Raw genomic sequence first — 12,721 nt, 5'->3', positions numbered from 1 at the left:
ACCGGCACGCCCCGGGGGCCGTTGTGGGGGCATGACCACGACGACCGGGCCGACCACCGATCGGCGTACCGCCGTGCACCGGCTGCTGCTGCGCCTCGCCGGGCAGGCCCCGGACGAGGTGGTCAGCGCGGCCCGGCAGTGGCTCGCGGCGGATCAGCTGGCCGAGGTGGCCCAGGCGGTGGTGTTCACCTGCCTGACCGGGGGCGTCGGGCTCACCGCGCCCGAGCACGTACTGCTCGCCGGGCTCCTGGCCGACGCCGGTGCGGACGGCGACGTGCTCGCCGGGTTGTCCACCGGCGAAGCCCCGCCGGTGGCGTACGGGATGGCCCCGGTGGGCCCGCAGGTGCTGGCCGGGGTCGGTGGGCGGGTGCCGTACAGCATGGACCTGACCGTGGGTGGGGACGGCCCGGGCGGGCCCGACGACCTCGACCGGGTCGCCATCGCCACGGTGGCTGCCTCGCCTGGGCCGGTGGGGCTCTGGCGGGCCTGGCGGTACCCGGCCGTGGACACGCCGTATCCGGTGCCGAAGCGGCTCTACCTCGTGCAGGGCGCGCAACCGGTCGCCCTCGCCGCCCGGATCGGGTCCACCCTGGAGGCCGCCGGGGAACAGCATCCGCTGGTGGAGGCGTTCGGTGAGCCGGTGGAGCTGCCGGAGTACCAGCGGCGGGCGTTGGCCTACTCGGCGCTGCTCTGGGCCGACCGCCCCGCCGGGCCGCTGCGGACGGCCACCCCACCGGACCCCGCCGACCCACCCGGCACCCTCAGCGACGACGAGGCGGAACGGGTCGTCGCCTACCTCGGCGCGGGGGTGCCGCTGCTGACCAGCCCGCACCGGTCGGCCGACGGCTTCGATCCGGCGTCGGCCGTCGACCCGGTGCCCACGGGTGTCCGGGGCGACGGGCGGTGGCTGTGGTCGGAGGCGGTCACCTACTACGCCGACCAGTACGGGTTCGCCCCCGAACCGGACCTGCTCGCGGCGATCCGGGCCGCCGACTACACCGCCCCGACCCTCGACGCGGTGGCGGTGCACCGTTCGCTGTCGTACCTCTTCGCGGCGATGTGCGACCCCGACCGGACCGGGGTGAACCATCACGGCGGGCCCCCCGTTGTGGAGGCATGAGCGTGCCGTCGGCGATGCACCGGCTCCTGCTGCGGATCGCCGGGCAGGCCCCCGCCGCGCTGCTCGGCACCGCCCGCGCCCGGCTGGCCGACGGTGCGGTGACCGAGGTGGCCCGGATGGTGGCCTTCGCCGCCGTCGCCCGGCAGATCCGGCTGACCGACCCCGACGTGCTGCTGCTCAGCGGGGTGCTCGTCGCCGCCGGTGCGCCCGACGACCTGCTCGCCGACCTGCCCCGCGCCGGGGACGACCGCACCCCGCCCTACCTCTGGACACCCGACCCACCCGCCGACCCGGGCCAGCCCGGCAACGGTCCCGCCGCCGGCCCGCCCGGGTCGGCCAGCTCCGCTGTGCACCCGCCCGTCGGGGACGTCGCGTCCGACGGCGTGGACGAGGTCGACCGGGCCGCCGTCGACGCCCTCGGTGGCGGGGCGGCACAGCCCGCCGGGCTGTGGCGGGTCTGGCGACGCCCGGCGTCGGCCACGCCGTACCCGTCGGCCACCCGGGTCTATCTGGTCCAGGCCCGTACCGGGGCGGTCGCGCTCACCGCGCGGCTCCAGGCCGCCCTGGCGGCGGTGGGCGAGACCGAACCGCTGGTCGAGGTCTTCGGGCACCTCGCCGGGCTGCCGGCGTACCACCGGCGGGCGCTCGCGGAGGCCGTCCTGCTCTGGGCCGCCCGACCGGCCGAGCGGGTACGCGTCGCGGCGACCTTCGACACCCTCGACGCGACCGGGAACCCGACGTTCGGCTCCGACCGGGCCCGACTGTCGACCGCGGAGGCGAACCGGGTCGCCGGCTACCTCGCCGCCGGGTTCCCCCTGCTGACCGGCCCGGCCGGGGTGCCCGACGTGGTCACCCCGGGCCGCACGGTGCCGGTGGACCTGCTCGGCGACGGCCGGTGGATCTGGTCCGCCGCCACCGCGCACTACCTCACCCGGTACCGGATCGCCCCGGACGAGGGCCTGCTGGCGGCGATCCGGGCGGCCGGCTACGCGCCCCCCGACGTGGACGCGGTGGCGGTGCACCGGTCCCGGGCGGCGCTGGTCGAGGCCACCGGCGTGGTCCGACGGACGGCGGGCTGACCGACGATGACCGCCCCGCCCGAACCCGTACACGCCGCCGTCGTCGGTGCCGTGCTCCTCGTCCACGCCGCCGCGGAGCCGTACGCCGCCCTGGCCGGGGTGGCCGCCCGGCTGCCGACCGACCCGGACCGTACCGTGGTGCTCTGCTCGGCGGCCGTGTCGGCCCGACCGGACCTGTTCGGGCTCCTGGCCGACCTGCTGCCCCGCCAGCTCGGCGGGTCGGCCGCCGGGTTCCGGCTGGCCCCGCTCGGCGGTTACGCCGACCCGGTGGCGGTGCCGGACCTGGCGGCCGGGCTCGCCACGGATCTCGGGATCGACGGGGCGGTTCCGCTGGACGCCCCGGCCGTGTCCACCCGGGGGGTGCCGGCGGCCCGCCGGTGGATCGTCGCCGACGGCGGCACCGCCCGACCGGAGCACCCGCCCGCCGCCTGGTGCCCGCCGCCTGCCGGGCCGTCCCGGCCGGTCGGCGGCCCCGAGGGCTGGCTGGTCGCCCCGGTCGGGGACGGCTACACGTGGCTGCCCGCCGCCTGGCCGCCGCCGCCCGCCGCGCCGCGCCGCCCCGGTGTCGCCGAACCCGCCCTGCCTGCCGTGCCCGCGCTGTCCGCTGAACCCACCCTGCCCGCCCGGTCCGTCGGGCCCGCCCGGTCCGTTGAGGACGCGGGACGGCCGGAACCGACGGGTGATGGCGGTCCGGGTGCTCCCGGCGGGCAGCCGGCCGGTGACCGGGGCCGCCCGCCGGGACGACCGGTCCCCGGTGGCTGGTCCTTCCTGCCCGACCCCGTCGGCCCGCCGACCGCCGGCACGCCGGTGGGGCGGGACGACGTCGCGGGCCCGGGCCGGCAGGCTCCGGTGCCGCTCGACGTCTACCTGGTCGAGGTGGCGCTCGGCGCGGGCGGCTTCCAGGTGGACGGGCGGCCGGTGCCACCCGGGGTGCTCGCCGGTCACCTGGCCGCCCTGCGGAGTGCCGGGCGACCCGTGGTGCTCTGCGGTGACGCACCGTACCCAGCCACGGCCGGGATGCTGTTCGGGGCTCTCGCCGACGCCCTCGGCGCTCCGGTCGTCGCCGGTGACGCCCGGGTCGAGGTCACCGCCACGGGGCTGCTGACCACCACGGGCACGTTCCGCCGGTGGCGTCCCCGGCCGGCGGCGGGCACCGCCCGCACGGTGACCGACCTCGGCCCGGTGCTCCCCGCCCCGGCGGACCTGCCCGCCGCGTCCCCCACGCCACCCGTCGCGCCCGCCACCTCCGAACCACCTGACGACGCGCAGGCCATGACCGGTGCCGCGCCGGCCACGACCGGCACCGCGCCCGCCATGACCCGTGCCGGGCCCGTCGTGACCACCGCCCGCCCGGTCGGGCCGGTCGCCGCGCCGTCGGACGGTTCCGGTACGGCCCGCGACACCCCGGGCGTGCTCCTGGTCGGCGTGTCCGCATCGGCCGTCGACCCGGCAGCCGTGCCGGCGGACGGTGCGGACCGGTGGCGGCACCTCGCCGCTCCCCGGCTGGACCTGATCCGGGTCGGGTCGCCGGAGGTGACCGGGGACGGTCGTCCGCCGGCCCCGGAGCCGACGGACCCGCCCCCGCCCGGCCCGGAAGGCCCCCGCCCCGACCCGCCCCCCGACCCGACCGTGCCACCCGCCGCAGCCCACGACAGATCGGCCCTGACCCCCGGTCGTCCGGACACCCCGGTCGGGACCCCCGACGCGGCGCCCGGCCGACCGGAACCGGCACCCGGCGGCCCCGGCGTGCCGCCGGCCGCCGTCCCCGGACCGCGACCGGCCCCGCAGGGCCCGACGCGGGTCCCGGTGACGTTCCGGCTGGACGGGAGTGCGCCCACCGCCGGGGACCGGACGGCGCTGCGGCGGATCCTCGCCGGCCGCTACGACTCGTACACGCAGGTGGTGACCCGGACCCTGGCGGAGGAACCCGGCCTGCGGGTGGCTGCGGTGAGCGCGCCGGACCTGCCGGCGGGCCTGGTCGCCGTCCGCGCCTACTGCGTCGGGGAACGGCAGACGGTGAACGCGGTCCTGCGGGGCGATGCCGTGCCGGCCGACGATGCGGCGGTGCTGGCCCGCTGGGTGGGGTACGGGCTGCGTCGCCTGCCGGTGGTCTTCGGTCCGGTCTTCCGCGCCGCGGCCGTCGCACCGCCGGGCGGCTACCCGCCCGGCACACTGCTGGTGGAGCCGGCCTTCCTCGACGTCGACCCGACGCCCGCGCCGGTGCCGGACGCCGGGGTGCAGTTCGTGATCTGGTCCGTCGGCGCCCGCCGGCTGGGTGGTCTCGGCACGGCCGGCACCGGGGCCCGCACCACATCCGCCGGCGTCCACACCGGACCCCGGACCGACGGTACGGCGGTCTTCCCCGCCGGGACCTGTTTCCAGGTGTTGGCGGACGAGCCGGTGGGTGACCGCGAGCTGCGGCAGGTGTTCCTGCGGGAGTTGCCGGCCGGCCGGCCTACCCCGGGCGGCGAGCAGACGCTGCAGCGGTTGCGGGCGGTCGCCGGGGTGGGGGACGTGCCGGGCGGCGGCACCCCGCCGTTGCCGGTGGGGGTCGGCGTCGACGGGGCGGGGCGGCTGTTCGTCCCGCCGTCGGGGTGATGCCGGTGGCGGGGCGGGCCGGTACGACGAAACCCGCCGACCGTCGGCCGGGCGGCGGCGCGCGGGGTGCGGTGGGCGGGGGATCAACCAGACGAGAGGGTGGTGAGGGGTGAACAGCACCGTGATGGCGGTCTCCCAGACGGAACCGGGGTGCCCGCCGACGATCGCCGGCGCGTTGGCCGTCGCCCCGTTCGGCGCCACCGTCGTCGTGCAGCCGGGGGTGTACCGGGAACAGCTCCAGCTCGGCGGCGACGTCACGCTGATCGCCGAGGAGGGGCCGGGCACGGTCACCATCGACGGGGGCGACGGGGTGGCGCTGCACGTCGGCGCGGGAGAGGTGACGCTGCACGGGATCGAGCTGCTCGGTGGCGGCGGGCACATGCCGGCCGTTCAGGTCGGCGGCGGTCGGTTGGACCTCACCCGGTGTGGCGTACGGGCCGGTGGTGTCGTGGCGGTGCACGTGCCCCGGGGGGAGCTGACCATGCGGGACTGCCGGGTGGGCAACCCCGCCGGGGCGGGCCTGCTGTTCGAACGCGCCGGCACCGGTGAGGTCGTCCGCACCACGGTCGCCGGGATCGGCACCGTGGCGGTGGCCGTCACCGGCGGCGACCCGGTGCTGCGCGGCTGCACGATCACCGACGTACGCGGCAGCGGGCTGTTGTGCACCGGCGGCGGCCGGGGGCTGGTGGAGCAGTGTGTGATCTCCGCCGTCGACGGCCCCGGCGTGGTGGTCGAGGACGGCGCGATCCGGCTGGTCGACACCCGGATCGTGGACACCGGTGGCACCCCGGTGCTGGTGACCGGGGGCAGCCCCGAGCTGACCGGCTGCGAGATCCGCACGGCGACCGGCCCGGCGGTGCTGGTCGACGGGACGGCCGACCCGACGTTGCGCGACTGCGTCGTCGGGGCCGGCAGCGGGCACGGGCTGAGTGTCCAGGCCGCCGCCACCGGCAGCTACCTGGGGTTACGGGTCGAGGTGGAGACCGGGGCGGCGGTGGTGGTCAGCGGTACGGCGGCGCCCCGGATCGAGGGCGGCACGCTGAGCGCCACCGACGGGGTCGGCCTGCTCTTCGCCGACGCGGCGACCGGCAGCGCCCGGGAGGTGACGGTCGTCCGGGCCCGGTCCGGGCTGCTGGCCCGGGGCACCTCCCGGCCCGAGGTCGACGACCTGACCGTCACCGCGCCGACGCAGGAGGGGCTGCGGGTCGCCGAGTCGGCCCGGCTGCGGGCGCGAGGGGGAGCGGTGACCGACGCCGGGTCGGCCGGTGTGTCGGTGACCGACGGGGAGCTGACCGTGGAGGGCATGACCCTGCGCGACTGCGGCACCGGTCTCGTCGTGTCGGCCGGGCGGCTGCGGGCCACCGGCGTGGACGTGCTCGGCAGCCGGGGTGCCGGGCTGACCGCCCAGCGCGGGGCGACGGTGCAGCTGCGGCGCAGCCGGGTGCGGGGTAGCGACGGGCCGGGGGTGTGGCTGGCCGGGGAGTCGCAGGGCGAGGTGACCGGGTGCGAGGTGTTCGGCAACACCGGCCCGGGGGTGCTGGTGCAGACGCGCCGGCCGGTGCGGCTGGTCGAGACCGAGCTACGGGGCAACGGGGGTGGTCGGCTGCGTACCACGGTCGACGCCGCCGCGGTCGAACTCGTCGGTACCGACGGTGGGCAGCCGCCGCCGGGCCCGGCAGCGGACGGGACCGGGGCGACGCCGGTGTCCCCGTCGTCGCCACCCGCGGCACGCCCCGACCCGACCGGCCCGGTGCGGGTCGCCGACCCCGCCCCGGTGGTGTCGGCGACACCACCCGCCGGCTCGCCCGCCGACGACCCGGCCGCGCCGTTGCTGGCCGAACTGGACGCGCTGGTCGGTCTGGCCGGGGTGAAGCGGGAGGTGGCGACGCTGGTCGGGCTGCACCGGATCAGCCGGCGGCGGGCCGCCGCCGGGCTGCCCGCCCCACCCATGTCCCGGCACATGATCTTCGCGGGTGCGCCGGGCACCGGGAAGACCACCGTGGCCCGGCTCTACGGCCGCATCCTGGCCGCCCTCGGCGTGTTGCCCGGCGGGCAACTGGTCGAGGTGGCCCGCGCCGACCTGGTCGCCGAACACATCGGCGGTACGGCGGTGAAGACCACCGAACGGTTCACCGAGGCGATCGGCGGTGTGCTGTTCATCGACGAGGCGTACACCCTGGCCCCGGTCGACGGTGGCGGATCGGGGCACGACTTCGGTCGGGAGGCGATCGACACCCTGGTCAAGCTGATGGAGGACCACCGTGACGAGGTGGTGGTGATCGTCGCCGGTTACTCGGCGCAGATGCGCACGTTCCTGGCGGCGAATCCGGGGCTGGCCTCCCGGTTCTCCAAGACCGTCGAGTTCGAGAGTTACACCTCCCCGGAGCTGGTGCAGATCGTCGAACGGCTGTGCAGCAGCCACCACTACGCCCTGGAGTACGACACCCGGATCGCCCTGGAGTCGTGGTTCGAGTCGATGCCGCGTACCGGGTCGTTCGGCAACGCCCGGGTGGCCCGGCAGACCTTCGAGGAGATGGTCAGCCGGCAGGCGTTCCGGCTGTCCGACAGCGGTGCCGCCTCGGGAGTGGAGCTGGCCCAGTTGCTGCCGCAGGACCTCGACGAGACGGCGGGCCCGGCGGACGACGAACCGCCGGCCGGCGCGGTGGACACGCTGCTGGCCCGGCTGCACGCCATGATCGGGCTGGACGCGGTGAAACAGGAGGTTGCCGACCTGACCGACCTGCTGGCCGCCGCCCGGACCCGGGTGCGGGCCGGCCTGCCGGCACCCTCGGTCTCCCGGCACCTAGTCTTCTCGGGGCCGCCCGGCACCGGCAAGACCACGGTGGCCCGCCTCTACGGGCAACTGTTGACCGCGCTGGGGGTGCTGCGCGGCGGCCAGCTGGTCGAGGTGGCCCGTGCCGACCTGGTCGGTGAGTACGTCGGGCACACCGCGCAGCGCACCCGGGAGGCGTTCGAACGGGCCCGCGGTGGCGTGCTGTTCATCGACGAGGCGTACACGCTGGCGCCGCCCGACGCCCGTAACGACTTCGGTCGGGAGGCGATCGACACCCTGGTCAAGCTGATGGAGGACCATCGCGACGAGGTGGTGGTGATCGTCGCCGGTTACGAAGCGGAGATCGAGCAGTTCCTCGCCGCGAACGCCGGCCTGGCCTCCCGGTTCTCCCGCCGGGTCCACTTCGCCCCGTACACCGCCGACGAGCTGGTGGCCATCTTCGAGGGGCTGGCCCGTTCCGGCGGGTACGACTGTCCGGGGGAGACGCTGGCCGCCCTGCGTCAGCACTTCGAGCAGGCCCCGCCCGGCCGGGCCCTCGGCAACGGCCGGTACGCCCGCCAGGTCCTCGACGAGGCGGTGACCCGGCAGGCCGGTCGGTTGCGCGGCCTGACCGGGCCGACCGTCGCGGATCTGCGGACCCTGCTGGCGGAGGACGTCACGCCGGTGGTGGCACATGCCTAGCCGGACCGGGTGGTGGGCGTGCTGACCGCCCGGCAGGTGGACCGTCCGGGTCGGGCCCGGCGGCGTCGCCGCAGACCGGGTGACATCAGCGACGGCATGCCCGGGGGCGACCCGTATGCTCTCCTGGATCGACGTGGGACCGGAGGTGCGAGAGCGCTTGCGCAGCCGGTCACGCCGACGGTGAGCGTGCTGGGGAGGCACCGGTTGGCAGGTCTTTCTCGCGTGCCGGACGCGGACGCGCCGGGCGGGGCCGGCATCGGGGTGGCGGCCGACGCGGACGCGTCGACCGCAGCCGGGGTCCCACCACCCGCCACCGACCTGACGCCCGACGAGCGGCTACAGGCGCTGCACGCCGCGCATGCCGAGCCGCTGTTCCGGTTCCTGCTCAGGCTGGCCGTCGGCGAGCGGCAACTCGCCGAGGACCTGCTCCAGGAGACGATGATGCGGGCCTGGCGCAGCATCGACAGTCTCGCCGACGACCTGGAGACCCAACGGCGGTGGCTGTTCACCGTGGCCCGCCGGGTCGCCATCGACGTGGCGCGGGCCCGGCAGGCCCGCCCGACCGAGGTCGGCACGTTGGACCTCAACCGGATGCCGGCGACCGCCGACGTGGCCGAACGGGTGGTGACCGCGCAGACCATCCGGGACGCCCTACCCAAGATCAGCACCGAGCACCGCCGGGTGGTGGAGGCCGTCTATTTCCGGGGACTGTCCACCGCCGAGATCGCGGCGGCGTTCGGCATCGCCGAGGGGACGGTCAAATCCCGGGCACACTACGCCCTGCGCGCGCTACGCGCCGTGATCGGGGAGGTTGACGGTGCGTGAGACGTCCACCACGTCCGTGATGACATACGATTGCTGCGGCGGGCCGCGAGGCGCTGCCTCCCCGAGCAGAGCTGACAGGCCATGACCGACCTCCGAAGCGACAGCGACGCCCCCGGTCCGGTGGCCCACGCCCCACTGGAGCAGTGCGCTCCCTACCTGTGGGGGGACCTCGACCCGCAGGACGAGTGGGAGTTCGAACGCCACCTCGGCACCTGCGTGATCTGCCTGGACGAGTGTGACCGGCTGGGCCCGCTGGTGGGTGCCTTCTCCGGGCTGACCACCGGTGAGGTCGCCGGCCTGCTCACCGCCGACACCTCTGCGACGCCGTCCGGCCCGCCTGCTCCCACCCCGACGCCGGCCGGCCCGTCCGGTCCCACCCTGGCGGCGGGCGGCCCGCCCGCTCCCACCCCGGTCCCGGCCGAGCGGCCCGGTTCCGCCCCCGCCCCGCCCCCGACCGGGCACCCTGGGTCCACCCCTACCCCGGCTCCGCGCGGGGGGTCCGGTTCCGACCCCGCGACGGTGTCCACCGGTCCGGTGGCCGTCGGGGCGGACGGCGCGGCCACGGCCACCGGTGCCGATGTCGCGCCCGCCCGGCCCGAGCCGTCACGTCCGGCTCCCGCGCCGTCGCGGCCGGCCCCGACCGATCGACCGCGCACCCGGGACGCGGCCGGCCGTGGTCCGGCCGGCCGTGAGCCTGACCGGGTCCGGCGGGGGCGACGGCGGTGGCTCGTCGCCGGCACGCTCGCCATGGTCGCGGCGGTGTCCCTGGGGGTGACGCTCGGGCAGCGGCAGCAGAGCGGTGCACCCGTCGCCGGGCGGTCCACCGTCAACCCGGTCAACGCGGGAGTGACGGTGGAGGGAGTAGGTGCCTCGGCACGGCTCTCCGTGACCGTCTCGGCCCGTACCGACCGACCCGGGCCGGTCGCCGACGTGCGGGCCACCGTGGTCGGCCTGACGGCGGGGGTCGAGTACCGGCTCTACGCGGTCGCCGCCGACACCCGGACCTACCAGGTGGCACAGTGGACGGCGACGACCGGGCCGCAGGAGGTCACCGGTGAGATCGCGGTCGCCGTCGACACCCTGGCGTTCTTCGCGGTCGCGCAGGCCGACGGGACGGCGGTCGTGTCGGCCCGGATCGGCCGCCCCACCGGCCCCCGCTGACCAGCCCCGTCCCGCCGCCCCAAACTGGTCCGGCTGTCCCGTGCTTCCGGCCGTCCCGTCGGTCGGGCCGTCCCGTCGGTCCTCGCCGGCTAGGCCTTCACCTTCGTCCACTTCTGGTTGGCCTCGCCGTTGCACGTCCACAGCTGCAGGCCGGTGCCGTTGGCGGTGGACCAGTCCCGGACGTCGACGCACCTGCCGATCGCCGAGTTGACCATGTCGCCGGAGCCGTTGATCCAGAACTTCTGGGCCCAGCCGCCGTTGCACGTCGCCAACTGGATGCGGGTGCCGTCGGCGCTGGAGGCGTTCGCCAGATCCATGCAGAGCGAACCCATCCGGATCGTGCCGTCACCGCCGAAGGTCCACTTCTGCCGGGCCGAGCTGTTGCAGTCCCAGATCACCAACTGCTGGCCGTCGACAGTGGAGGGGGCGTACACACAGGTGCTGCCGTACCCGCGGATGCGGTAGCCGGTGGACGCCGCCGGCGCTGGCGCCGGGGTGGTCGGACGGGCCGCTGCCTGCGTGGACGGGGCGGTGGCCGCCGGGGCGGGCTTGGTCGGGTTGGCACCGGGCCTGGTCGTGCCGGTGCCTGCGCCGGGACCGGGGCCCGCACCGGCGGGCGTGGGCGGCAGGGCCAGCACCGGGCCCCGGGTGCCGGCCGGCAGTGGGGGTCGCGTCGACGGACGGCCGCCGAGCCGGGGATCCTGGGCGTAGAAGGCGGCATAGGCCAGGACCCGGCTGGCGTTCTCGTCCACCATGCTCAGGTCCGGGGCGCCACCGGCCTGCACCCCCGGACCCCACTGGAAGGCGGCCAACGCGAGCGGGTACGGGTCGGCGGTCAGTCCCCCCAGGTCGGTGGTGAGGGCACACATGGTCCGGCCGAGCGTGGCGATCGCCGTGGCGGCTTCCCACGGCGACTGACCCGCCGTCGCGTAGCGGCTCCAGACCGTGGGGAGGAACTGGGCGATGCCCTGCGCGCCGTTCGCACCGAGCAGGTTCGGGTTGAACCCCGACGCCGCCATGAGCTGTCCGGCGATCTTGGCTGGGGTCACCGCCGGGCAGGCGCGGCCGGCGGCGAGGACCGCCGACAGGTACTCGTCGGGGATGGGGCGCGGTGCGCTGCCGGCGGTCGGTGCGGGTGGGACAGGTGTCGGTGGCCCGCCCGTCGCGTCCCGGTCGAAGTCGGGCTGCCGGGAGTACCACTCGGCGTAGCCGACGACGGTCCGCACGTACCCGGCCGCCGCCTCGGGGATACCCCGGTCGGCCTGGACCGCGGGCATCCCGGAGTGGTGCGCCGCGAGTGCCAGCTCCCACGTGTCGCCGTCGACGTCGCCCCGGGCGACCTGCCCGACGAGGTCGCACATGTGGTGGGCCAGCGCGACGATGTTCGCCGCGACGTCCAGGCGGGGCGCGTCGGGCCAGGGCAGCCACCGCTGCCACAGCTCGTCGGTCAACCCGGCCACCCCGGAACCACCGTTGTCGGTGCGCGCGTCTGCCACGAAACCCGAGGCGGCCATGAGCTGCCCGGCCAGGCGGGGCGCGGTGAGCGTCGGACACGAGAGCGCGGCCTGGGCGATCAGCGGCGCCTGGTCGGCGGGGACCGGCTTGCCCTCCACGGTGTCGGCGGTGGCCGTGCCGAACTCGGTGGTGGCGGCGAAACCGGCCAGCACAGCGAGCGCGAGGGCCACCAGACCGGCGATGATCCGCGCGACGATCGGCGGGCCGGGCAGGCGCGACAGCCGTCGCCGTACGCCGTCGGGCAGCGGTGACAACCGCTGCCGCACCCCACCGACGAATCGTTCCAGCCGCTCGCGGTGGGGCGTGAAGGTCAGTGGCACCGGTGCGCTCCTCGACAGGCTGTGGCTTCGACCTCTCAACGCACCGAGCAAGTCGAAAGTTCAGTCGGATCAGGGAGGAGTTTGCCGGTAGCGCCGGGAGGCGGCAATGCCGGGGCACGCGGCGGACGTCACCGCAGCGCCCCGGCCCGGGTTCACCGGTGGAGCCCTCCGTTTGCGACCGCGGGGCTGCGCTGCGCTGCACTCCTCGCGCTCACCTGTGCCGACCTTCCGTTCGCGACTGCGGGGCTCCGCTGCGCTGCACTCCTCGCGCTCACCCGTGTCAGCCCTTCCTGGTAGCCGGCGCTCACCTGATGATCAGGCTGTCGAGGTAGCCGGTCAGGTTGCGGCGAATCTCCGCCACCGAGTCACCACCGAACTTCTCCACGGCAGCCTCAGCGAGGACCAACGCCACCATCGCCTCCGCCACCACCGCCGCCGCCGGCACCGCACACACGTCGCTGCGCTGGTTGATCGCCGTCGCCGGCTCACCCGTCGCCACATCCACCGTCGACAGAGCCCGATTCAACGACGAAATCGGCTTCATCGCCGCCCGCACCCGCACCGGCTCACCCGTGGTGATCCCACCCTCCAGACCACCCGCCCGGTCGGTGACCCGACGCACCCCGGT

At 76.3% G+C, this 12,721-nt stretch carries 8 protein-coding genes; 6 read left to right on the top strand and 2 right to left on the bottom strand.

The genetic code is table 11. The features are described 5' to 3' along the window. Nucleotides 1-31 precede the first annotated feature (31 nt). The 6 genes from AB0K25_RS15935 to AB0K25_RS15910 all read left to right on the top strand — a co-directional run bounded on the left by AB0K25_RS15935 (nt 32) and on the right by AB0K25_RS15910 (nt 10,258). The gene (locus AB0K25_RS15935) at nt 32-1,120 is read left to right on the top strand and encodes a hypothetical protein (RefSeq protein WP_357534118.1); all 1,089 of its coding nucleotides are present in this window, start codon (nt 32-34) and stop codon (nt 1,118-1,120) included. Next, nucleotides 1,117-2,199, top strand: coding sequence for a hypothetical protein (locus AB0K25_RS15930; protein WP_219463166.1), 1,083 nt, complete (start codon nt 1,117-1,119; stop codon nt 2,197-2,199). The genes AB0K25_RS15935 and AB0K25_RS15930 overlap by 4 nt, the downstream gene beginning before the upstream one ends. Nucleotides 2,200-2,205: 6 nt before the next feature. Continuing rightward, the gene (locus AB0K25_RS15925) at nt 2,206-4,797 is read left to right on the top strand and encodes a hypothetical protein (protein WP_363820759.1); all 2,592 of its coding nucleotides are present in this window, start codon (nt 2,206-2,208) and stop codon (nt 4,795-4,797) included. A gap of 109 nt (nt 4,798-4,906) precedes the next feature. Further along, nucleotides 4,907-8,272 carry an AAA family ATPase gene (locus AB0K25_RS15920; protein WP_363820756.1) on the top strand — a complete coding sequence of 1,122 codons (3,366 nt, stop codon included), beginning with the start codon at nt 4,907-4,909 and terminating at the stop codon, nt 8,270-8,272. Nucleotides 8,273-8,494: 222 nt separating this feature from the next. After that, complete coding sequence (locus AB0K25_RS15915; protein ID WP_363820753.1) at nt 8,495-9,097, top strand: sigma-70 family RNA polymerase sigma factor; 603 nt, start codon at nt 8,495-8,497, stop codon at nt 9,095-9,097. 81 nt (nt 9,098-9,178) lie between these two features. After that, on the top strand, nt 9,179-10,258 hold the full coding sequence (locus tag AB0K25_RS15910) for a hypothetical protein (protein WP_363820751.1): 1,080 nt from the start codon (nt 9,179-9,181) through the stop codon (nt 10,256-10,258). An 89-nt stretch (nt 10,259-10,347) separates the two neighbouring features. Here the strand turns inward: AB0K25_RS15910 and AB0K25_RS15905 are convergent, their stop codons facing one another. Together AB0K25_RS15905 and AB0K25_RS15900 are read right to left on the bottom strand one after the other, a co-directional pair. Next, a complete protein-coding gene (locus AB0K25_RS15905; protein WP_363820749.1) occupies nt 10,348-12,093 on the bottom strand; it encodes a ricin-type beta-trefoil lectin domain protein in 1,746 nt (581 codons plus the stop codon). Between the two features lie 304 nt (nt 12,094-12,397). Next, nucleotides 12,398-12,721: chorismate synthase (locus tag AB0K25_RS15900; RefSeq protein ID WP_363820747.1), on the bottom strand; the 324-nt coding region annotated here is incomplete at its 5' end.

Origin of the sequence: Micromonospora sp. NPDC049257 (assembly GCF_040678915.1) — a bacterium.
In the GTDB taxonomy this organism is placed as follows: domain Bacteria; phylum Actinomycetota; class Actinomycetes; order Mycobacteriales; family Micromonosporaceae; genus Micromonospora; species Micromonospora antibiotica.
This window is presented reverse-complemented; position numbering and strand designations above follow the sequence as displayed.